Raw genomic sequence first — 23421 nt, 5'->3', positions numbered from 1 at the left:
AGATAATGGGCGAGTGGAAAGAAAAATACCTTCAGCTTTGGGAAAAAACCACTAAAAAACAGCGTTATATGGCCATCGGTGGTATTGTACTGCTGGTGATTCTGATAATTGGTGCCAGCTTCATGTATGGCGGGAAGCCCGATATGGTTCCTTTGTTCACCAACATGGAGACAAAGGATGCTGGCGAAGTAGCGGCAAAGCTTAAGGAAGACAAAATAGAATACGAGGTTCAGGAGACAAAGCAGGGGACCACCATTCTGGTTCCGTCTGCTAATGTTCATGAAGCCAGACTGCAGCTTGCCACTGAGGGCCTTCCTCATGGCAACAAAGGCTTTGAGATTTTCGATGACAGTAAGCTGGGCGTAACGGAGTTCCAGAACAAAGTTAACTATCTCCAGGCATTGCAGGGTGAGCTGACTCGTACTATTGAACAAATTGAGGCTGTAGAGAAGGCCAGAGTGCATATTGTACTCCCGGAGGATAGCCTCTATAAGAAAAATGAGAAACCGGCAACAGCTTCCATTATGCTGAAGTTGAAACCGAATACACAGCTGAACAAAAAAGAAATAAAGGGCATTGTTAACCTGGCTTCCAACAGTATCCAGGGGCTTTCGCCTGAAAATATTACTGTAGTTGACGAAACTGGAAAAATTCTCAATGACCCGGATGATGAGGAAGAGAACAGCGTTAGCGTCAAGACCATGACCCAGCTGGAGATGACCCGCAAGGTTCAGGACCGCATGCAGAAGGATGTTCAGACAATGTTGGATCAGGCCTTGGGCGAAGGTCGTTCCTATGTAAGGGTTAATGTGGAGCTGGATTTCGACCAGCGCCAGACAGATACTCAGACCTTTACTCCTGTAGTAGATGATTCCGGCATTATTCGTAGCGAACAGACTATAAACGAGTCTTATAATGGCACTTCCAATACTCCTGGAGGGCCGGCCGGTACCCAGTCCAACGTGCCGGGATATGTGGCTACTGAGAATAATTCAAATGCTGAGTACTCAAAGAAGGAAACCACCAAGAACTACGAAATTAACGAGGCCAAGGCGAAGACTATTGCTTCTCCTGGTTCTATTAAGCGTGTAAATATTGCCGTTCTGGTAAATGACGATATTACTCCTGCCCAGCAGGAAAGTATTTCCCGTTCTGTATCCTCTGCTGTAGGCATCAATCCGGACCGTGGTGACACAGTGTCTGTTGAGCCGTTGCCATTTAGCACCGAGTTGGCTGACAGACGTGCTGCTGAGGAACAGGCGGAGAAGGACCGTCAGGCCAGAAATATGTATATTACCATCGGTCTGATACTCCTGGTAATTGCTTTGGCTGTTGCTTTCTACATCAGAAGAAAGCGGGAGAAGGAGCGTCTGGCAAGAGAGGCTGCCGAGGAGCAGGCAAGACTGGAAGAGGAAGAGAGAATGCGTTTGGAAGCAGAGCGTGCTGCTGCTATTGAGGCTGGCACAGTTGAACCGGACGAACTCACTCCAGAGGAACAGGAACACATCAACGAGCGTCAGGTTATCGAGGAACTCATCCGCACCAAACCTGCCGAAGTTGCTTTGCTTGTTAAGACCTGGCTGTCGGAGGATTAAGAATTATGGATATGTATGGTGACAATGAACCAGAATTAAATAACCAGCAAAAAGCTGCGATTCTGTTTATAACCCTCGGCCCAGAGTATTCTGCCATGTTGTTCAAGCACATGAACGATGAAGAAATCGAAAAGCTGACCTTGGAAATTGCCAATCAGAAGCAGGTTTCTCCGGAGCAGAAAAGAGCCGTAATAAGCGAATTTTATCAGATGGCCATGGCCAAGAACTACTTGTCCTCCGGCGGTCTGGAATATGCACAGAACGTATTGGAAAAAGCCTTGGGCTCCGAGAAGGCATCTGCAATTATCAGCCGTCTCACTACCAGCCTTCAGGTGCGTCCATTTGACTTCTTGCATAAAACTGATCCGAGCCAGCTGTTAAACTTTATTCAGAACGAGCATCCTCAGACCATAGCCCTGATTATGGCATATCTTGAACCAGATCAGGCCGCTACCATATTGGCTTCACTGCCGCAGGAAAGGCAGGCCGAGGTTGCCAAGAGAATAGCCATCATGGACCGTACATCTCCGGATGTGCTCCGTGAGGTGGAAAGAGTGCTGGAACGCAAGCTGTCTGCTCTGGTTACTCAGGACTTCACCGATGCCGGTGGTGTTAAGGCTATCGTTGAGGTACTGAACCGTGTGGACCGTGCTACAGAAAAGGGTATCGTGGATGCCCTGGAAGTGGACAATCCGGAACTCACCGAAGAAATCAAGAAGCTCATGTTTGTGTTCGAGGACATCGTAATGATCGACGACCGTTCTCTCCAGATGGTACTCCGCGAGGTGGATACCAAGGATTTGTCCTTGGCCCTCAAGGCAACCAATCAGGATGTTCAGGCCAAGGTCTTCAAGAATATGTCCAAGCGTGCCGGCGATATGCTGCGTGAAGAAATCGAGTACATGGGCCCTGTTAAGATTCGTGATGTTGAGGAAGCTCAGCAGCGCATCGTAAATGTCATCCGTCGTCTGGAAGAGAAGGGCGAGATTGTAATTTCCCGTGGAAAGGGTGACGAAATGATTGTCTAGGGTGCTGAAAGGTGTAATTTGGCAGGAGGATCCCCATATAGTGGCGCCCCCAAAATTTGAGCGTCCCAAGGAGCCCGTTGAAGAAGAAACTCCTGAAATGAGCGAAGAAGTTCGTGAGAACATAATGGCTAATATCCGCCGCAAGGAGGAAGCCGCTATTCAGAAGCTCAAGGATGCTGAGATTGCCGGCGAGATTACAAGACAGGAAGCCAGGGCCGAGGCGGAAAGAATTATTTCCGAAGCCACAACCCAGGCAGATAAGATAAAAGAAGAAGCTAGGGAAGCCGGACATCAGGAAGGCTTTGAGGCCGGTCGTAAGGAAGGCATGGAACAGATAAAAGAGGAACAGCATCAGATAATAGTTGATGCCAATGCTAAAGCTGAGAACACCATTAAGGTGGCGCAGAAGGAGGCCCTTGATTATGTTACTACGGCCGAAAATACCATTGCTGAAATGGTTATTGCAATAGCTAACAAGGTTATTCCCCAGCATTTCATAGATGTACCGCAGATGGTTTTGCCACTGGTACAGAGTGCTATAGAAAAGGTTAAGGACCAGCCACAGGTCACCATAAGGGTTTGCCCTGATGCCTATGAGCTGGTATTGATGGCCCGCACAGATTACCTCACCACCATGGAGGGCAAGTGTGAGCTTTCCATTGAATCCGATGAAACCTTGAAATTAGGTGATGTGGTTGTGGAATCGCCTAATGGAACCATAGATGCCAAGCTGACTACCCAGCTTGAGGTTATTGAGCAGTCTATTAGGGATGTTATGAAATAATGGAAATCAACCTGAAAAAGTTTACTAACGCAGTTGAAAACAGCAAGCCTATGCGTATGATAGGCAAGGTGGTTCAGATGGTTGGCCTGGTTATTGAGTGCCAGGGGCCAAACGTCAGCATGGGAGAGTTATGTTATGTTAAATCCCACTTCCCGGATGTTGAGCCTGTTCCATCTGAGGTAGTAGGCTTTCGGGATGGCAAAGTTCTTTTGATGCCCTTAGGGGATTCCAAGGGCATTGGCCCGGGCTGTGAGGTTGTGTCCGCCCAGAAGGTACTTCAAGTAAAGGTTGGTCCTGAGCTTTTGGGCAGAGTAATCGATGGTTTAGGCAATCCTATAGATGGCAAGGGCCCTATTCTCTGTCGGGAGGAATATCCACTCCAGGCGGACCCACCAGCCCCACTCGACAGGCCGGTTATCAAGGAATCCCTCTACGTTGGTGTAAGAGCGATTGATGGCCTTATTACCATGGGGCAGGGACAGCGAATTGGTATTATGGCGGGCAGCGGTGTTGGCAAATCCACGTTGCTTTCCATGATAGCCCGAAATACAGAAGCTGATATCAGCGTTATATCGCTGGTAGGAGAGCGTGGACGTGAGGTAAAGGAATTTATCGAGCGTGATTTGGGGGAAGAAGGACTTAAACGTTCTGTGGTGGTGGTAGCCACCTCGGATAAGCCGGCTTTGGTGCGTATCAAGGGGGCCATGACAGCCACTGCTATTGCGGAATATTTCCGCGATAAGGGCCGTAAAGTTATCCTTATGATGGACTCAGTAACCCGATTTGCCATGGCTCAGCGTGAGGTGGGACTTACCGTTGGTGAGCCGCCGGCCACCCGAGGCTACACTCCTTCTGTGTTTGCCCTCCTTCCAAGACTTCTTGAGAGGGCGGGAACCAGTGAGAAGGGTTCCATTACGGGGATATATACAGTATTGGTTGATGGCGATGATATGAATGAGCCAATAGCCGATGCAGTGCGAAGTATTCTTGATGGCCATATTGTTTTGTCCAGAAACATTGCGGCCCAGAATCATTTCCCGGCCATAGATGTGTTGGCCAGTGTATCCCGTGTAATGTCAGCTGTGGTGCCTGATGAACACATGGATGCAAACAGGAAACTCAGGGCCCTTATGGCAGTATATAAGGATGCTGAGGATCTGATACATATAGGCGCTTACGTCAAGGGTTCCAGCCCGAAAATTGACGAAGCCATTCAGAAAATTGATGCCATAAATGACTTCCTTTGTCAGGGGGTATTCGAGGTCCAGGGCTTCGATGAAACCATTGAACGTTTGGAAGCTATATAATAATACAACTGGTGGAGGCAGTGAACCATGAAGAAATTCCGGTTCCAGTTGGAAACCCTTCTGAAGGTTACCAAAATGAATAAGGACCAGGCCCAGGTTGAACTGGCCACCGCCACCAAAAAGCTGGAAGAAGCAAGACACCATCTGGAGGAATTGCTGGAGCAGATGGCCCAGGGGCACAAGGACTATGATGCCCTTACAAGCAAGGGAACCATTACAGTGGGAACACTTATGACCTACAACAGCTTCTTCAATTACAAGCGTGAACAGATTGAGCAACAGCAGCATTTCATTATGGAATGCCAGGCTGAAAGGCAAAAGCGAATGACGGAGCTTGTGAAGATAATGAACAAGCTCAAGAGTATTGAGCAGCTGAAGGAAAAGCGCCTACAGCAGTATATGGCAGAGCTTCTCTTTGAGGAACAGAAGGTACTGGATGAAATCGGCGGCCAGCTCTACTTCAGAAATATGGGTTAAGGCATCTGTGAGGGTGATTGAATATGATGAGAATAGAAGGTCTGGAAAATGTTGTCCAGCGTATTAATGAACTCAATGACAAATTTGGTATCAGCAAGCCGGCGTACAATGCCAACGCCACCGGCAAGAATTCCTTTGCTGCAGAATTAAAGGCAGCAGAGGGCAAGCTGGACCCTACCAAGGATTTTAGTGGAACCAGGGTGGAGTCTACCAGCTTTGGAGGTGATACCACTGCCCTTATTAATGAGGCCGCCACCAAGTATCACGTAGATCCTCGTCTTGTGGCTGCTATTGCCCAGACCGAATCCGGTGGCAATCAGGACACTGTATCTTCCGCAGGGGCTGTTGGAGTTATGCAGCTTATGCCGGATACTGCTGCTTCTCTGGGGATTGACCCATATAACAAGCAGCAGAACATCGACGGTGGTACCAAGTACATCAAGGAGATGCTTGATACATTCAATGGGGATGTGAAGAAGGCTGTGGCCGCATACAATGCCGGCCCACAGGCTGTTAAGGATTATGGTGGGGTTCCCCCATATATTGAGACCCAAAATTATGTAAATAAGGTACTGGATATTTATCGATAATAGTTATATAGGGTGGATTTGATGGAAGAGAATCAGAATGGCGAGGCTGAAAAAAAGCCGGGCAAATTCAAAAAAATATTGAAATTTCTCATTATAGCCCTGGTGCTGTTTGTGCTTATAATCGTAGGCTTCTTTTTGGGAATTTATTTCAGAATTATAGATACCAATGAAGCCAATGAAAAATATGGTCTCTATGAGTTGCCGATTGTGGGGGAATATTTTGTAAGACCTGCCGAAGACGGCGAATCTTCTGTGGAGGAAGCAGTACAGCGTACTGAGGCCAAAAAGGAAGAAAAAAAGGCAGAGGTTAAGCCAAAATCCAAGCCAGTTGTTCTATCCAAGGAGGAAATAGAAAAGCAGACCAAGGAAAGACAGGCTGCAGAAAAGAAACGTGTTTCCAAGCTGGCCCGTCTCTACAATGAGATGAAGCCGGAGGAGGCCGCCAAGATTATGGAAACTATGGATGACGATATAGTTATTTCCATACTCCAGCGCATGGATGAGTCCCAGGTATCCCAGGTGCTTACTAAATTTGATACAGACCGGGCAGCCAACATTACAAAGATTATGTATAACGGCGCACCGAAGCGTGTTATGCAAAACCCGCCACAGCCTGAGCAAAACCAGGAACAGGGCGGTAATGGCGAGTAAAAATAAAATTATAACTAATTAATAATTTTTATTAATTGTACTTTAATCTTCATTTGCTAGAATAAACTATAGGGGTGATTCCCACCATTAGGTGGTTATCATATATATATCTATTTATTATTCAAGGAGGTGAATTCATGGGAACAAATGTAAGTGCAAATCTTTTTACAGCTGCTCCTGCAGCACCACAGGCCAATGTTCAGCAGAAGAATGTCAATACGGCCTTTGAGGGACGTAAGGCATCTGCTGGCAAGCAGGGCAAGGACTTCTCATCTGAGCTGAAGGATGTTACAAAAGACGCCACCAAGGATGTTGCGAAGGATGATAAGCTGGCCCAGCTTACCAAAGAGGCTGTGGAAAATCCAGTGGGCGACAAAGGTCTGCAGAATACATCTGACCAGGCCGATGCCAAGGCTGATGCTGATGTGAAGGACACAGCAGCCGTTGCAAAGGAGGCTGTTGCCGAGGTGGTGGATGAAGCTGCTGAAGAAATGGCAGCAGAGGCCATAGCAACCACTGCAGTACAGCTTCCATTGGCAGAGCTTACTACTTCCAACCAGCCAGCCCAGAGTGAGGCCCAGACTGTGGAAATACCAGTAGCCAATGAGCAGCAGCCAGTTCAGGAAGTGGTGCAGATGGAGACCACTGCTCCGGAAATCAGCACTGCAGCCCAGGAATTGCAGCAGCCAGCCACTGCCACGGAGATTAAACAGCAGGATAATCGGGTTAACACTCAGATTCAGAATGCTGCCAAGGAAAATGTGGTAGTAGATGACACTGTAGTATCAGAGTCAGAGGTACAGACCCAGCCAATGGTTCAGAGCGAAAATGCTCAGACTCAGTCAGCCCAACCGGAGATGCATCAGCCTAAGTCCATTGAGGCACTGTTAAAGCCAGTTCAGCCAGTGGAAAAGGTAACGGCACCGGATGGCTCCCAGATTGTAAATTCAGGGGATATGACAAAGGAACAGCAGATGCTGGCAGTTCTGTCCGGCAGAGTTGTAGCCCAGGAGACCAAGAGTACTGAGGCAGCTCCTCAGAAAACCACTGTGGAGGATATGAACAACCTCATTGGTCAGCAGACCCAGGTGGTAACTGGTAATGACGCCAAGCAGGGCTTAAATCCAGATGGACAGCAGTCCCAGCAGGGCTTCCCACAGGAGACAGAGGCTGAGACAGTGGCAGCACCACAAGCTCAGACTCAGCCAGCAGAAAGTGAAGAAGCTACCTTTACCAACCGCATGGATGCAGCCCAGGCCGCAAATGTTTCCAACATTCAGACCCAGACCGCTGACAACACAGCCCAGATTCCGGGGCAGCAGAATGTGAGCCAGACCAGAACTGATTATCAGATTAATCAGCAGATTGTGGAGCAGGCCAGACTTCTCCGTAATGCTGAGAACACTGAAATGGTCATTAAGCTGAATCCAAGACATCTTGGTGATTTGACTCTGAAGGTTGCCGTAAACAGCAATGGCGGTGTAACAGCTACCTTCCACACTGATAATGCCCAAGTAAGGGCAATGCTTGAAACATCAATGATCCAGTTGCAGAAGGAACTGAACGAGCAGGGCATCAAAGTTGACAGTGTAGAGGTTCAGACCGGCTTATCCGATGGACAGCTTCCGGAGGGACAGAGCCAGGGATATTACCAGCAGCAGGAACAGCAGAATATCAGAAGCCAGCAAATTGATTTGAAGGATTTTGAGGATGATGTGGAGAATCTTGCAGCAGAGCCTGTAAACAATGCTACTGAGGTTATTCGTGACAGTGAAGGCAATAAGATTTCCGACGGCGTTGATTACGCAGTATAAATTTTTGGAAAGGAGACGATAAAATGGCAAGTTCATTAAATACCATTACCGTAGACGGCAAGACCTATGATCTTGATACCTACAAGACTACCCAGGGGGTAAGTGCTTCCGAGGTAGGCAAGAAAAACGAGTTGGACAAGGATGCATTCCTTTCCCTGCTGGTAACCCAGATGCAGTATCAGGACCCACTTTCTCCAATGGACAACACCGAATATCTGGCCCAGCTGGCCCAGTATTCTTCTCTGGAGCAGATGACCAATGTGGCTTCCAAGCTTGGTGATGTACTTACCTTGGTTGAAAATATTGATTCCTCTGTACTGGTGGGACAGCTTAGCAGCATGATTGGCAAGACCATTCAGTGGCATGATGGCAGCAACAATTATTATGAGGGCAAGGTTAGCGGCGTAAGCGTTACTGATGGCCAGACCTCTGTTATTGCCACCGTAGAAGGGGCTGATGGTACTGAGATGCAGACCAAGGTAGAAATTGCCAATATCACCCGTGTGGGTGATGGTGTATAAGAATAGTGGAGGCAAATATGAGTGACTCTCGAATATTTTTCCCGTCACAACCTATTTTGCCAGTGGAAAATTCCAGTCTCAGCCGTCGCCGAACCACTGCTGATGCAGCAGTAACAAAGGGAGCATCCTTTGCTGATTTATTGAAGGAAAGCTCCAACAAGGTGATGTTTTCAAATCACGCAATTCAGAGATTGCAGGATCGCAATCTGAATTTCAGTGATGAGGACCTTGCAAAGTTGGATGACACAGTAGCCAGGATGGCTGAAAAGGGAGCTAAGGAATCCGTTATCTACATGAACGATACTGCCTTGGTTGTCAGTGTTGCCAACAGGACTGTAATTACCGCCATGGATGGAAATAGTGCAAAGGAAAACATTTTTACGAATATTGATAGTGCGGCCATATTATAAGCTTGGACCTAAATGGAGAGCTTAAAGGACGGAATGACAGATGTCCTTTATCACACAGCCGCATCAGACAAAGAAAAGGAGATTGATTCATTATGATGCGTTCACTTTTTTCCGGCGTTTCCGGTCTTAAAAATCATCAGACCCGTATGGATGTTATTGGTAACAATATTTCCAACGTAAACACCACTGGTTTTAAATCCTCCCGTGTAAACTTCGAGGATACCATCAGCCAGACCCTCAGTGCAGCTTCCTCTGGCGGCGACAATGTGGGTGGTACCAACCCTAAGCAGATTGGTCTTGGCTCCAAGATTTCTGCTATTGACGTAAACTTCAAGGACGGTTCCGTGCAGAGCACAGGTATAAACACCGACTTGTGCCTTTCCGGCAATGCTCTTTTCGTAGTTAAGCAGGGCAACCAGACCTTCTATACCCGTAATGGTGCCTTTAATTTTGATAATCAGGGTAATCTGGTTAATGCAGAAGGCTTGTATGTTCAGGGCTATATGAATGAGTCCACCACTGAGCACAATACCGTTAATACAGCGGGTTCAACCACTGCTATAGCTGTTCGGGCTGGTAAGACCATGCCGTCATCCCAAACCCAGACTGCCAATTATGTAAACAATCTTAATGCTTCTGCACCAACTATTACAGGTATTACTGCTACTGATAATAATGGTCAGCCAGTTTCCCCTGTTCCGGATCCATGTACGGTGAATGGAACAACCATTATGGCTGCGGTACTTACCATGTCTGATGGTACTACTCAAACTGTTACTTCCGGTACATACAAAACTGGTAACAGTATACCACTTTCAACAACTATAAAAGTATATGATTCTCAAGGTGGGGCTCATGTGGTTCCGGTTACTGTAGAAAAAACACCAAAAGCACCAGATGGTAGTGGAACTATGGTAGATAGTAAAAATACTTGGGTGGCAAAAAATGCAGCACCAACGGTTACTGCTACTAGCTCTACTGAAATTACACTTTCTAATGGGAAAACAGCTCCTGTTATAGGTGGATCAACAACACTTCAAATAGGCGATCACGTTATTGTAGAAGAAGATGGTACATTTACAAAAGTTACTATGGATGATGCTTACATTAAGTTTAAAGATACTGGTGCTTATCAATCTGGTAGCGGTTCTTTGAAGCTGTCCTATTCTAATGGTAATGGTGCTTCTGATCAGACAGTTGCAGTCACCTTTGACAATCTTACCCAGTATGCAAATTCCAGCACCATTAATGCTGAGGCCGACGGCTATGCCTCTGGTACCCTTGATACTGTAACCATTGATGAGTCTGGTACTGTAGTTGGTACCTATACCAACGGTATTCTCCGCAAGGAGGCTCAGATTGCTGTAGCCCAGTTCACCAATGCTTCTGGTCTTACCAAGAAGGGGAATTCCCTTTATGTTGAGTCCAACAACTCCGGTACTCCTAATGTTGGTACTGCTGACAATTTCGGTGCTACCATCACAGCTGCTGCCTTGGAAATGTCCAATGTAGACGTGGCGGAAGAATTCAGTAACATGATTATTACCCAGCGTGGTTTCCAGTCCAACTCCAAGATTATCACTGTATCTGACGAGATGCTGGAGAACCTTATCAACATGAAGAGATAATTAGCGAAGGATAATTAAATAAGTCCTATCCGTTGGGACTTTAAAAGGGTTTTACAAATATTTATTGGCAGGTGCTTCCTGCACCTGCCAATAAGTATTACAATGTTCTAAGGGGGAGCTTATTATGATTAAGCTTACAAGATTTAATTCGGAGAAAAAACAGAAAGCAGAATTTGTCTTAAATGCCGAAATAATAGAAACTATTGAGGAAACTCCAGATACTGTTATTACCCTTACTAATGGCAAGAAGATTATTGTGGAAGAGCCAATGGAAGAGGTAGTCCGCCAGGTCGTTAAGTATAAGAGGGCCTGGTTTAAATAATAAATAGTTGTATTTTGTGGGATAATTGGTACAATAATAATGTTGAATATATTTTGGTGAGAATGGATTCTCGTCAATGGTATAGATAAATTGAGAAGGAGTGACATAGAATGGCTGATGAAGAAAAAATCGAGGAACCGGCTCCCGAAGCAGGTGGCAAAAGTAAGAAATTTCCTATAATTATTGTAGTTGTTCTTATTCTTTTTGGCTTGATACTGGCCGGCGGTATTTCCTTTTTCATTACCACTCAGGTGATGTCCAACGGTGCCAATGTAGCAGGCGGTGAAGTGAAGAACCACGACCCTGGTGTATTTATTAAGCTTGGCGATCCCAAGGAAGGTATGATTGTCAATGTTGGTGGCATTAAGGCCAGCAGATTCCTTAAGGTTGGTATCGTTATGGAACTTAATCCTGAGAAGGAAGAGGTCGTAAAAGAGGGCAAGCTTGTTCCTATGGCTGAAACCAAGATTATGGACTCCACCCTGCAGATTCTTCGTACTGTGAAGATTGAGGAATTGGATGCCAACAAGCAGGATGATTTAAAGGCTAAGATTAAGAGTGAGGTAAACAAGGCTCTTGGTGAGGGCAGTGTTTATGATGTTTACATCACCAGCTTTATGCTTCAGTAAAAAAATTATTATATATATCTTGAGAAGGAAAGGGGGATGAAGCTTGGCAGATGATGTACTCTCACAATCTGAGATAGACAAACTATTGGCCCAGTTCGCTTCAGGTGAAGCTGACGCTGAGGAAATGAAGAAGGAAGAAAATCAGAAAAAGATTAAGACTTACGACTTCAAGCGGCCAGATAAGTTTTCTAAAGATCAGATTCGAACACTAAATATGCTGCATGACAACTTTGCACGACTTTTTAATACATACTTGTCCACGTACTTGCGTGCGCTGGTATCAGTAGAGGTTGTGTCCGTTGAGCAGTTGACATATCAGGAATTTGTCCAATCGCTTTCAAACCCTAGTGTTATTGGAATATTGGCAGTACCACCCCTTAAGGGAAATATCATTTTGGAGATGAATTCCGGTATTGCATTTTCAATTATAGACCGGGTATTTGGTGGTCCGGGAGATAATACCATTAAGTCCCGTGTCCTCACTGAGATTGAGGAGGCCGTTATCAGGAGAATTTTTGACAAGGCTTTGGGGCATCTCAGGGAAGCATGGTTCAATGTTGTCCAGTTTAATCCTAAGATGGAGGCAATGGAGTCGAACCCCCAGTTTGCCCAGATTGTTCCACCTAGTGATATGGTTGTTATTATTACGCTTAAGACACAGATTGGTTCAGTGGAAGGCTTTTTGAATATTTGTATTCCTTATCTTGTGCTTGAACCTATTATGTCCAAGCTGACCACGACCTTCTGGGTATCTGCCAATGTCAGCAGGGAAGAACACCCGGAAAATACTGATATTATCAAGGAAAAACTTAGGAAAACCAAGGTTCCTGTGATAGTTCAAATGGGACAATTCGATATTTCAGTTCGTGAATTCCTGTCATTAAGCTATGGTGATGTTTTACAACTGGATACCAAGGTTAATGACGAGCTGAAATGTATCATAGGAAGTGACACAAAGTTTTTGTGTCGGCCGGGTACCTCCGGCAAAAGATCTGCTGTGCAGATTACGAAATTGATTAAGACGGAAGGAGATGAAGGCACTAATGGGTGATATGCTTACACAGGAGGAGATCGATGCGCTGATGAACGGCGGCGGTGGATCTTCCGAAAGCAGTGATCCAGAGCCTGCAGAGGCGGCACCGGCTCCTTCCGATGCTGGAGCAGATGTTGATGGCATGCTTTCAGATATAGAGAAAGATGCATTAGGAGAGATTGGTAATATTTCCATGGGGAGCGCGGCAACAACCTTGTCGGTGCTCTTGGGACATAAGGTAAATATTACTACTCCTACTGTCTCCATGGCTACCATGCAGATCATCAAGGATGAATATCCGATGCCTTATCTGGTAGTTGAGGTAGGTTACGTTATTGGTATCAATGGTAACAATATCTTGGCTATTCAGGCCCAGGATGCTTCCATCATTGCTGATTTGATGATGGGTGGCGATGGACTTAACCCACCGGGGGAACTCACTGAGATTCACATGAGTGCAGTGGGTGAATCCATGAACCAGATGATGGGTACAGTTGCTACCTCATTGTCTACCATGTTCAACAAAAAAATCGATATTTCACCACCTAAGGTTAATCTGGTTGACTTCGGCATGGAGCCAAACAGCGAAGTAAGTGAACTCCTCAGCCAGAGTGAGCCTGTGGCAAAAATATCCTTTAGAATGGAAGTGGATGGTCTCATCGATAGTGAGATTATGCAGATACTTCCAGTAGATGTGGCCAAGGAAATGGTTGAGTTCCTCATGAATGGCGGAGCACAGCCAGAGGAAGAGCCAGAGCCGGAGCCAGCTCCTGCACCTGCACCAGCAGCACCTGCCCCAGCGGCAGCGCCTGCTCCTGCACCAGCTCCAGCAGCGGCACCACCTCCACCTCCACCACCTCAGGCGGCACCAATGGCACCGCCACCACCTCAGATGATGGCTGCGCCACAGCCAATGTACGCTCCGCCGGCACAGTATGCAAATTCCGCTGTGGTGGGTGCCGGAGTTCCAGTACAGAGCGCACAGTTTGCCCCGTTGACCAACGAACCTACCGTGGCCAATACCGCAAACATCAGCCTCATTCAGGATGTTCCATTACAGGTTACAGTTGAATTGGGACGTGCCAAGAAGTCTATTAAAGAGATTTTGGAATTCTCCACTGGATCCATTATCGAGCTGGACAAGCTTGCCGGTGAACCTGTTGATATTCACGTTAACGGGCAGCTTACAGCAAAGGGCGAAGTGGTTGTAATTGATGAGAACTTTGGCGTTCGTATTACGGAAATTGTAAGTCCGATGGAAAGGGTACAGAGCCTTTAATTCCATAGATTCGTTACAAAACAGTAATACTTGTTAAATCTCGTTGATTAAGATATAATTAGAAGTATATTAAGGTAAGTATAATTTCAATTCAGAATATGAGAATATTTAATGAGGAGAGATGACAAATGGCAGTAAGAGTATTAGTAGTTGATGATGCGGCATTCATGAGAATGATGGTAAAAGATATTTTATCCAAGAATGGATATGAAGTAGTTGGCGAGGCAGAAAATGGCGCCAAGGCACTTGAGAAGTATCAGGAGCTGAAGCCGGACCTTACCACTATGGATATTACCATGCCAGAAATGGACGGCATCAGCGCAGTTAAGGAAATCAGAAAGATTGACCCTAACGCAAAGATTGTTATGTGCTCCGCTATGGGCCAGCAGGCAATGGTTATCGAGGCTATTCAGGCCGGTGCCCGTGACTTTATCGTAAAGCCTTTCCAGGCAGACCGTGTTCTTGAAGCTGTTCGTAAAGCAGTTGGCTGATGATTGACTGGAGACGTTTCTGCTCCATGGCATCTGTCCTATGTATTTTTATATTGGTGTTATCAGTGCTGTCGCCAGATTGTCTGGCGGCAGCCGATTCAGCAGGTGGCGGTGGCTATTTAGCTGGATATGAGAATGCTGATCCAAAACCTTCTCAAATGTCATGGTGGTCGACATTGGCATATATTATCAGCCTTGTGGTTGTATTTGCCTTTGTGGTTGTCATGGCATATTTTGCGTCTAAATTTTTAGGCGGAAGATTTGGTCAAAGCATCAATAATAATGGTGGCAGGATGTTGGAGCACTTACCTTTGGGGCCACATAAATCAGTATGTGTTGTTGAGCTGGCAGGAAAAATATTGATGTTGGGTGTTACGGACCAGCAGGTTACCTTGTTAGGCGAAGTGACTGATCCTGAAGAAATCGAACGGCTAAGGAGACTGTCAACAATTCAGCCTATAGATACGGGAATGTTTGCCAGCCAGCTATCATCCCTGGATGAGCTGACCAAGAGGGTTCCTTCGTTTATCCGTGATGGTTTTAATCGCAGAAGATAGGGGTTGTGAGGCTTGACAAAGCTGCAGCGGCTACTCTTTGTAGGAGGAAGCCTGCTTTTCTTTTTTTTATTTGCAGGGGATGCCAGTGCGGCACCTCTTATTCCTAATGTGAATATTGATGTTGGATCTTCGGATAATCCTCAGGATGTTGCAGTGACTCTGCAGCTCATGGCGGTATTGACCATTTTATCCATCGCACCTTCAATTCTGATAATGACTACAGCCTTTATTAGGATTGTTGTTGTACTTGGATTTCTGCGTAACGCCATGTCCACACAGACAACACCGCCAAACATGGTAATTATAGGATTATCCTTATTTCTTACATTCTACATAATGGCACCTTACTGGAACCAGGGCTATGAAAATGGCCTCCAGCCATATATGGCTGGGCAGATAACCCAGGAGGAAGCCCTGGATAATGTGGTGGAGCCAATAAGGGAATTTATGTTCAAACAGACCAGAGAAGCTGATCTGGCAATGTTTGTAAATTTGGCTGATGCCCCACGTCCTAACGGACCTGAGGATGTATCCACCTTCACGTTGATTCCAGCCTTTATGATAAGTGAGTTAAAGACAGCATTTCAGCTGGGCTTTATGATTTATATACCATTTATTGTAATAGATATGATTGTGGCCAGTACCCTCATGTCCATGGGTATGATGATGCTGCCGCCGGTAATGATTTCGTTGCCGTTTAAGATATTGCTGTTCGTTCTGGTGGATGGATGGCACTTGCTGATAAAGTCCTTGATAATCAGTTTTCATTAGGGGATGATTAAGTGTCAGGAGATCTCGTTATACAGATGGCCCAGGAGGCACTGAGAGTTGTGCTTTTGGTTTCTGCCCCGATGCTGGGCCTTGGCTTGGCTGTTGGTCTTATGGTCAGCGTGTTTCAGGCCACCACCTCCATTCAGGAGCAGACCTTGGCCTTTATTCCGAAGATTGTGGCTGTATTTGTGGCTATATTGATCTTTGGCCCTTGGATGCTCAGGATTATGGTGGAATATTTTACAAATGTTTTTGTAAATTTGCCAATTTATATAGGTTAGATTCAATGAGGTAAAATAGGTGGATTTTTTTGATTTATTGCAAAATCATGCCGCTGTTTTCCTGTTAATGATGACGCGGCTCAGTGGCCTGTTCCTGATAGCACCATTTTATGGCAGTCAGAATATACCAATATATTTTAGGGCCGGTGCTTGCTTTGCCATATCGCTTGTTATGTTTCCGGTGATAGACCAGAACTACCCCATTGAGGCACCCATGTCATTGTTTGCATATTCCCTGTCAGTCCTTTCAGAAATGTTTGTGGGCTGGCTTATAGGCTTTGTGAGTTATGTATGCCTTCAGTGCGTTACCATGGCAGGTAAGATAATGGACATGCAGGTGGGCTTTGCGGTGGTAAATGAAATGGATCCTACATCAGGGCAGCAGAATCCGCTGATTGGTACGTTTCTTTACTATCTCACCATGATAGTATTTTTGGTTACAAACGGCCATCATATGCTGCTAGCGGCTCTTATCCGCAGTTTTGATGCCATACCAATGGTGGGTATACATTATGATGCCGCCATTACAGATTTAATAATAGATTTTACCGCTAATATCTTTTTAACAGGCGTACAGATTGCAATGCCAATTACCTTTGCCATACTTCTGACAAATGTATCTTTGGGTATTTTGGCCAGAACAATGCCTCAGATGAATATCTTTGTTGTAGGTATTCCGATGCAGATAATGATTGGTACCTTTACCCTGGCTATTGTAATTCCATTTTATATAATGTTTTTGGATGTGTTGTTCAATGAGATGTATGGAAACATCACCATCGCCTTACGGGCAATACAATAGAAAATATAGACAACCACTTTTCCAATTTGACCTGCAGCTTTTTGCCGGAGAAAAAACAGAGGAGCCAACTGCCAAGCGTAAGGCTGATGCCCGCAAAAAAGGTCAGGTAGGTAAAAGTCAGGAAATAAACGCAGCCTTCGTATTGTTGGCTGGTTTTATGGTTCTTAAAATTCTCGGTGGCAATGCCGTGGCAGAGATTATGAATTATTCCACCTATATTTATGGCAATTTGAATGTTGACATAAATGAGGAATCTATCATGCAGATGTTTATAGGAATGATAATTCTTTTGGCCAAGACATCCATTCCACTAATGGTCTTTATTATGATTATTGGTTTGGCCATGAATCTGGCCCAGGTAGGTATTAATTTTTCCACAGAAACAATCAGCTTTGATCCTAACAAGCTCAATCCTATTAATGGTGCCAAGCGAATGTTTTCCAAGCGTTCCTTGGTGGAGCTTATTAAATCACTGTTCAAGATTATTATAATAGGTTATTTTATTCTCACCTATCTTTCGGATGAGATTTTTCAGATTCCGAAGTTAATTTATATGGATATTTTTGCAGGTCTCAATAAAATGTCGGATACTATATTTTTCTTGGCCTTTAAGATAATTGGCGTGTTTATAGTGATGGCGGTATTGGACTTTGCTTATCAGAAATGGCAGAATCTGCAGGATTTGAAAATGTCCAAGCAGGAAGTAAAGGAAGAATTCAAGCAACAGGAAGGTGACCCTAAGATTAAGGGCAAGATTCGTCAGAAACAGCGTCAGATGGCCATGGCCCGTATGATGCAGGAGGTTCCTCAGGCTGACGTAATCGTTACCAACCCTACACATTTTGCTGTTGCCTTAAGATATCAGTCTGGCATGTCTGCTCCTATTGTTGTAGCTAAGGGACAGGATTTGGTTGCCCAAAAGATTAAGGCTATCGCCAGAGAAAACAAGGTTCCCATTGTGGAAAACAAACCTTTGGCACGAGCTCTTTTTGCCGCCGTGGAAATCGGCTCCGCCATTCCTCAGGAGCTTTACAAGGCTGTGGCTGAGGTACTGGCTTATGTTTACAGGCTAAAGAGAAAAACCAGATATTACGCTTAAGATTTGCTTTTTAATATACTAGGAGATTATCAACTATGGCTGCTCCCGAAACGGCTGCCCAGGAGAAGGGCAGTTTTATAACTAAATACAGTGACGTAATGGTAGCAGTGGGTATTGTTACCATAGTTGTTATGATGATTATTCCGCTGCCAACCATGCTGTTGGACCTGCTGTTGTGTATGAATATAACACTGGCCCTTATCGTAGTTATGGCGGCTATATATAATGTTGAGGCACTGGATTTATCAGTGTTTCCGTCCCTTTTGCTGATAACTACCCTGTTTCGGCTGGCCCTGAATGTATCTTCCACGCGACTTATTCTGCTTGAAGGTTATGCCGGAGAGGTTATTATGTCCTTCGGTAATTTCGTTGTGGGTGGTAATGCAGTAGTAGGTTTCATTATCTTCATAATTCTGATTATCATTCAGTTTATCGTTATTACCAAGGGTGCCGAGCGAGTTGCCGAGGTTTCCGCGCGATTCACACTGGATGCAATGCCCGGTAAGCAGATGTCCATTGATGCTGACCTTAACCAGGGTGCTATTACTGATGCCGAGGCCAGCGAGCGTAGAATGAAGATTCAGCGCGAGGCTGATTTCTACGGTGCCATGGATGGTGCCAGTAAGTTCGTTAAAGGTGATGCCATTGCGGCCATCATCATTATTTTGATTAATATAACCGGCGGATTTGTAATTGGTATGGTACAAAGGAATTTGACTGTTGAACAGGCACTTTCCAATTATACCTTGCTAACAGTAGGTGAGGGCCTTGTTAACCAGATTCCGGCCCTTTTGATTTCCACTGCAACTGGTATTATTGTTACCCGTGCGGCTTCTGACGATAATTTGGGTCACGATTTGGTTACTCAGTTGGGACGCCATGACCGGGTATTCTTCATTGTCGCCGGAGTGCTTTTGGCATTGGCACTGGTGCCAGGTCTGCCAGGTCTGCCATTTAGTATTTTGGCTGCGGTCTGTGCATTTATTGGTTATCAGAAGACACGGGGGCAAAAGCAGGTGGAGGAAACTGCCACTGTGCAGAAAAAGGAAAAAAGCAAAACCGAGGCCACAAAACCGGAAAATATTGTTTCACTTCTGCAAGTTGACCCCATGGAGCTGGAAATTGGCTACAGTTTGATTCCTCTTGTTGATACCGGCCAGGGCGGTGACCTTTTGGACCGTATCGTTATGATTAGGCGTCAATGTGCTCTGGAACTGGGTTTGGTGGTTCCTACCATCCGTATTCGCGATAATATTCAGATAAAACCTAATGCATATATAATAAAACTTAAAGGAATTGAGATAGCAAAGGGCGAATTATTACTAGACCACTTCTTAGCGATGAATTCAGGAACTGTGTTTGAGGAAATTCAGGGAATCGAAACACAGGAGCCTGCTTTTGGCTTGCCAGCACTTTGGATTCCGGAAGCGTCCCGTGAGCAGGCTGAGTTGAATGGTTATACAGTTGTTGATGCCGTATCAGTTTTGGCAACCCATCTTACAGAGGTTATCAAGGCTCATGCTGATGAAATACTCGGTCGTCAGGAGACCCAGAACCTTATTGATAATGCAAGAAAGACAAATTCAACCCTTGTGGACGAAATTGTGCCTGATCTTATGAACGTAGGTGAAATTCAGAAAGTATTGGCAAATCTCCTGCGTGAAAGAGTTTCCATCAGGGATATGGCTACTATTTTGGAGGTATTGGCGGATTATGCCCGTGCCACCAAGGATACTGAGATTTTAACTGAGTATGTTAGACATGCTTTGTCTCGACAAATCACTCAGCAATATACCCAGAATAATCAGCTAACATGTATCACTCTTGATCCTACCATCGAGAATCGTATTGCTGGTGCTGTTCAGCGTACCGATCGTGGTTCCTACGTAAGTCTTGACCCGGATACCATGCAGAAGATATTGACTTCACTTGGAGGAGAGTTACAGAAGCTGACGGACATGGGGTATCAGCCAATAGCCCTTACAAGCCCAACTGTGCGCCTGTATTTTAGAAAATTGGTTGAAAGGTCCGTTCCTGGGATTATAGTTCTGTCCCATGCAGAGATAGAACAAACTGTAGAAATACAGATTATTGGGGTGGTGAAGATCTAAATTGAGAATAAAAACATTTAAGGCACCGACACTGAAGGAAGCCATGGCCAATGTTAAGGCTGAATTGGGTATAGATGCTGTTATATTACATACAACTCGTTCAAAAAAAGGCGGTCTTCTTGGCTTTGGCAGCAAGGAAGTCGTCGAAGTTATCGCTGCGGTGGAGGATGAGCCACAGCAGAAACCGGTAAAGAGAGTACCAGAAAAAAAATCTGCTCCCCGTGCCACTAAGACACCACAGACAGCACAGCCTGGTGGAGCAAAGACTGGGGCTGCAGCAGTACCAAAGTCGGTAACTGCTAAGGGGACATCGGCATCGGAACCAATGGTTCCTCCAATTATTCCCAGAAAGGCTGCGGTTTCCCAATATCAGACAGCTGGCACTCAGTTTAGCGTAGATAATGCACAGTTAAAGGCGGCCCAGTATGATGCTGGCCAAAGTGCAGCTCAGAGCAGCGGCCGTAATGCACAGGGACCTCAGATACAGTCATCTTTTGAAGATATTTTGTCTTCCCTTGACCGCATAAAGGCGGCAGATAATGGAAACGTCCAGACTGCCCCAAATTCATCCGGCGTATCCAAGGCAGATGAAAACCTGATTACCGTGAGCCGAATAATTAAGCCCATGGAAAAAAAGCCTGAGCCTGTCAAGTCTGTTGAAGTTGCTGTTGCAGAGACAGCAGCTTTGGCAGAGATAACTGCCAAGGAAGAAGCCTTTGCAAAGGCTGCAAAACAGGTCGAGGATGACCAGGAAACCATTCAATCCCTGCAGAATGAACTGGATGAAATGAAGGAAATGCTGGCCCGTATGGGCAAGGCAAGGGCAACTGAAAATGAGGAGATTTCTCTTCAGCAGGCTTTACGTGAATGTGATATTGATGAAAAAATAATTCAGGACATGGTTCGCCGACTTTCCGGGGCGGAGATATTGGCAGGCAAAACCACCGAAAAGGCCCATCGTTCCCTGGAGAAATTTCTTAAAAAGACGGTTAGGGTGGCTTCGGGTATTACTCTTTATTCTGATAAACCTAAAATTGTGGCCCTTGTTGGCCCAACAGGTGTTGGTAAGACCACAACTCTTGCCAAGATTGCCGCTAAATTTGTTCTGGAAAGGGGTGTAAGTGCAGCACTCATAACTGCTGATACATACCGTATTTCTGCAGTTGAGCAGCTGAAAACCTACTCAGATATTTTGGGCCTGCCTATAGAGATCGTATATTCTCCTGAGGCATTGCAGCAGGCTATAGAAAAACATTCTGATAAGCAGCTTATTCTTATTGATACTGCCGGAAGAAGTCAGTATAACGAGTTCCAGATGAAGGAACTGATGGGACTTCTTAAGGCCAACAAGGATATTGAAAAACATCTTGTACTTAGTTCTACTACAAAGAATAGGGATGCTGAGGAAATTCTGAATCGGTTTATGCCTTGTCAGCCTGAAAGGATTATATTTACCAAGACAGACGAGACAAGCTCTTTAGGACTTATTATGAATCTTCTTTACAAGAAAAAGATTGCTTTGTCCTATGTTACCCATGGACAGAGCGTTCCAGATGATATTACTCCGGCCAGCTATTCCAAGCTGGTAGAAATGCTGCTGAGGTAAGAATTATGAACGATCAGGCAGCAAATCTCCGTCGTCTGGTGGGGGATAAGAATACTTATCCCGATCCGCCAAATACCCAGGCGACCGAGAAAAAAACAAAACAACAGGCGGAATCCAAAGGGCCACGTACCATTGCCATCACCAGTGGCAAGGGTGGCGTAGGAAAGACAAATCTTACAGTTAATCTGGCCATTGCCCTGGGTAACATGGGCAAGAGGGTAATTATAATTGACGCAGATATGGGTATGGCCAATGTGGATATTTTGTTGGGTACCTCATCCAGAGTAAATCTTATGAATTTGCTGGATCCGGATGTGGCACTGGAGGATGTCCTGCTCAGAGGCCCGTATGGGGTTAGTTATATTTCCGGCGGATCAGGAATGGAGCACGCAGGAGAGCTTTCAGTAACTGAGCGGGATATACTCTTCTCCAAGCTGGAGGACTGTGCGGATTGGGCTGATATTATATTGGTGGATACGGGGGCCGGTATTGGCAAGAATGTACTTGACTTTATCGTTTCTGCTGATGAGGTGCTTTTGGTCACCACCCCTGAACCAACATCATTAACTGATGCGTATGCCGTTATGAAGGGCTACAGCAAAACAACCGAGAATCCAAATCTTAAGCTTATCGTAAATCGGGTTATTGACGAGCCGGAGATACGTGAAGTGGTCGGCACTTTATCAAGGACTGCAGAAAAGTTCCTTAAACTTAACGTAGAGTGCCTTGGATATATATATGATGATCAGATGATGGTAAAGTCGGTAAGATCTCAGGTTCCTATATTGTCTGGGCATCCTGATGCCTTAGCCGCAAGATGTATAACATCTATTGCCAATGGTCTCGTAAATGGACGCCAGGAGAAGATAAAACTTGGTTGGCGCGGATTCCTGAGAAAGCTGTTTAGGAAGTAAAGCTTCTTGGACTTTTGACTCGGAAAGGAAAAATTATGAGGAAAGCAGAAATTGTCAAAGCCAGTAAGGTGCTGAAATATGGGCAAAGGGCCCAGGTATCTCTCATGGATGATACCCGTTTCTATAACACCAGAATCGAGGACATAAAAGACGATTACATGGTTCTGGCTATGCCTGTGGATGATAAGCATCGTCCTTTGATACCGGAAACAGGCACCAGCATTATCTGCAAGGTTATAGATGAGCGCTGTTTCTATATTTTCCGTGGTGTCTTTATGGATAAAGGCATAGAAAATATTCCGGTGTGGTATATCAGTAAACCCGAGGATGTGGAAAAGGCCCAGCATCGTGAATTTGTTCGCGTAAAAGCCACTTTGCCGGTGGTAGTGCGTCCTGTCGACAAGGAGGGGGCTCTTGAGCAGATGGTCCTTACCAGTACCGTTGACTTAAGTGGCGGCGGTATATGTGTTGCCTTTAAACGACCTCTGGCTGTGGATAGCAAGATAGCTATCGAATTGGATGATATACCTAATATTGGCCTTTTGCAGCTCATGTGCCGGGTAGCACGTTGCGCTGAAATTGATGTAAACGGCGAAAAAGTTTATCATATAGGTACGGAGTTTTTGTCCATTGACAGGAACGTCCAAAACCGTCTAATAAAATTTATTTTTGATCTGCAACGGAGAGGATTAGCCAAGGGGATTGAGAAAATTTAGGGGGT

General features: G+C 45.4%; 25 protein-coding genes. All 25 read left to right on the top strand.

Annotated elements, in window-relative coordinates; translation table 11 throughout:
• Positions 1 to 5: 5 nt before the first annotated feature.
• The 25 genes from fliF (at position 6) to T525_RS0111600 (ending at position 23416) form a co-directional block, all read left to right on the top strand.
• Complete coding sequence (fliF, locus tag T525_RS0111720; RefSeq protein ID WP_027407335.1) at positions 6 to 1595, top strand: flagellar basal-body MS-ring/collar protein FliF; 1590 nt, start codon at positions 6 to 8, stop codon at positions 1593 to 1595.
• 11 nt (positions 1596 to 1606) lie between these two features.
• Positions 1607 to 2623 (top strand): flagellar motor switch protein FliG, encoded by a 1017-nt coding sequence (fliG, locus tag T525_RS0111715; protein ID WP_037325673.1) that lies wholly within the window; start codon positions 1607 to 1609, stop codon positions 2621 to 2623.
• 40 nt (positions 2624 to 2663) lie between these two features.
• A complete protein-coding gene (locus tag T525_RS0111710) occupies positions 2664 to 3407 on the top strand; it encodes a FliH/SctL family protein (RefSeq protein ID WP_051533572.1) in 744 nt (247 codons plus the stop codon).
• A complete protein-coding gene (gene fliI, locus T525_RS0111705) occupies positions 3407 to 4714 on the top strand; it encodes a flagellar protein export ATPase FliI (RefSeq protein WP_037325642.1) in 1308 nt (435 codons plus the stop codon). The genes T525_RS0111710 and fliI overlap by 1 nt, the downstream gene beginning before the upstream one ends.
• Positions 4715 to 4741: 27 nt before the next feature.
• A complete protein-coding gene (gene fliJ / locus T525_RS0111700; protein WP_027407331.1) occupies positions 4742 to 5191 on the top strand; it encodes a flagellar export protein FliJ in 450 nt (149 codons plus the stop codon).
• 23 nt (positions 5192 to 5214) lie between these two features.
• A complete protein-coding gene (locus tag T525_RS0111695; RefSeq protein WP_027407330.1) occupies positions 5215 to 5781 on the top strand; it encodes a lytic transglycosylase domain-containing protein in 567 nt (188 codons plus the stop codon).
• Positions 5782 to 5802: 21 nt separating this feature from the next.
• The gene (locus T525_RS0111690; protein ID WP_051533571.1) at positions 5803 to 6432 is read left to right on the top strand and encodes a MotE family protein; all 630 of its coding nucleotides are present in this window, start codon (positions 5803 to 5805) and stop codon (positions 6430 to 6432) included.
• Positions 6433 to 6569: 137 nt separating this feature from the next.
• Positions 6570 to 8246, top strand: coding sequence for a flagellar hook-length control protein FliK (locus tag T525_RS15720; RefSeq protein WP_027407328.1), 1677 nt, complete (start codon positions 6570 to 6572; stop codon positions 8244 to 8246).
• A gap of 23 nt (positions 8247 to 8269) precedes the next feature.
• The gene (locus T525_RS0111680) at positions 8270 to 8767 is read left to right on the top strand and encodes a flagellar hook capping FlgD N-terminal domain-containing protein (RefSeq protein ID WP_027407327.1); all 498 of its coding nucleotides are present in this window, start codon (positions 8270 to 8272) and stop codon (positions 8765 to 8767) included.
• 17 nt (positions 8768 to 8784) lie between these two features.
• Complete coding sequence (locus tag T525_RS0111675) at positions 8785 to 9177, top strand: TIGR02530 family flagellar biosynthesis protein (protein WP_027407326.1); 393 nt, start codon at positions 8785 to 8787, stop codon at positions 9175 to 9177.
• A 92-nt stretch (positions 9178 to 9269) separates the two neighbouring features.
• Positions 9270 to 10805 (top strand): flagellar hook protein FlgE, encoded by a 1536-nt coding sequence (locus tag T525_RS0111670; RefSeq protein ID WP_027407325.1) that lies wholly within the window; start codon positions 9270 to 9272, stop codon positions 10803 to 10805.
• Positions 10806 to 10929: 124 nt separating this feature from the next.
• Positions 10930 to 11127 (top strand): flagellar FlbD family protein, encoded by a 198-nt coding sequence (locus T525_RS0111665; protein ID WP_027407324.1) that lies wholly within the window; start codon positions 10930 to 10932, stop codon positions 11125 to 11127.
• Positions 11128 to 11237: 110 nt separating this feature from the next.
• On the top strand, positions 11238 to 11756 hold the full coding sequence (gene fliL, locus T525_RS0111660) for a flagellar basal body-associated protein FliL (RefSeq protein ID WP_027407323.1): 519 nt from the start codon (positions 11238 to 11240) through the stop codon (positions 11754 to 11756).
• Between the two features lie 43 nt (positions 11757 to 11799).
• The gene (fliM, locus tag T525_RS0111655) at positions 11800 to 12807 is read left to right on the top strand and encodes a flagellar motor switch protein FliM (protein WP_027407322.1); all 1008 of its coding nucleotides are present in this window, start codon (positions 11800 to 11802) and stop codon (positions 12805 to 12807) included.
• Positions 12800 to 14068 carry a flagellar motor switch phosphatase FliY gene (gene fliY / locus T525_RS0111650; RefSeq protein ID WP_027407321.1) on the top strand — a complete coding sequence of 423 codons (1269 nt, stop codon included), beginning with the start codon at positions 12800 to 12802 and terminating at the stop codon, positions 14066 to 14068. Before fliM ends, fliY begins: the two co-directional genes overlap by 8 nt.
• Before the next feature lie 128 nt (positions 14069 to 14196).
• Entirely contained in the window at positions 14197 to 14559 is a 363-nt protein-coding gene (locus T525_RS0111645; RefSeq protein ID WP_027397516.1) for a response regulator, read from the top strand.
• Positions 14559 to 15116 (top strand): flagellar biosynthetic protein FliO, encoded by a 558-nt coding sequence (fliO, locus tag T525_RS0111640; RefSeq protein WP_072031658.1) that lies wholly within the window; start codon positions 14559 to 14561, stop codon positions 15114 to 15116. The genes T525_RS0111645 and fliO overlap by 1 nt, the downstream gene beginning before the upstream one ends.
• 21 nt (positions 15117 to 15137) lie before the next feature.
• Entirely contained in the window at positions 15138 to 15887 is a 750-nt protein-coding gene (gene fliP, locus T525_RS0111635; protein ID WP_051533606.1) for a flagellar type III secretion system pore protein FliP, read from the top strand.
• An 11-nt stretch (positions 15888 to 15898) separates the two neighbouring features.
• Positions 15899 to 16168, top strand: a complete 270-nt coding sequence (fliQ, locus tag T525_RS0111630; protein WP_027397519.1) for a flagellar biosynthesis protein FliQ — start codon at positions 15899 to 15901, stop codon at positions 16166 to 16168.
• Positions 16169 to 16187: 19 nt separating this feature from the next.
• Positions 16188 to 16970, top strand: a complete 783-nt coding sequence (fliR, locus tag T525_RS0111625) for a flagellar biosynthetic protein FliR (protein ID WP_027407318.1) — start codon at positions 16188 to 16190, stop codon at positions 16968 to 16970.
• Complete coding sequence (gene flhB, locus T525_RS0111620; protein WP_027407317.1) at positions 16933 to 18069, top strand: flagellar biosynthesis protein FlhB; 1137 nt, start codon at positions 16933 to 16935, stop codon at positions 18067 to 18069. Before fliR ends, flhB begins: the two co-directional genes overlap by 38 nt.
• Before the next feature lie 35 nt (positions 18070 to 18104).
• On the top strand, positions 18105 to 20180 hold the full coding sequence (gene flhA / locus T525_RS0111615) for a flagellar biosynthesis protein FlhA (protein WP_027407316.1): 2076 nt from the start codon (positions 18105 to 18107) through the stop codon (positions 20178 to 20180).
• 1 nt (position 20181) lies between these two features.
• Positions 20182 to 21786, top strand: coding sequence for a flagellar biosynthesis protein FlhF (gene flhF, locus T525_RS0111610; protein WP_027407315.1), 1605 nt, complete (start codon positions 20182 to 20184; stop codon positions 21784 to 21786).
• 5 nt (positions 21787 to 21791) lie between these two features.
• The gene (locus T525_RS0111605; RefSeq protein WP_027407314.1) at positions 21792 to 22700 is read left to right on the top strand and encodes a MinD/ParA family protein; all 909 of its coding nucleotides are present in this window, start codon (positions 21792 to 21794) and stop codon (positions 22698 to 22700) included.
• A gap of 35 nt (positions 22701 to 22735) precedes the next feature.
• Entirely contained in the window at positions 22736 to 23416 is a 681-nt protein-coding gene (locus T525_RS0111600) for a flagellar brake protein (protein WP_037325641.1), read from the top strand.
• Positions 23417 to 23421: the final 5 nt, after the last annotated feature.

Source organism: Anaerovibrio sp. RM50, from assembly GCF_000622005.1.
Classification (GTDB): domain Bacteria; phylum Bacillota; class Negativicutes; order Selenomonadales; family Selenomonadaceae; genus Anaerovibrio.
This window is presented reverse-complemented; position numbering and strand designations above follow the sequence as displayed.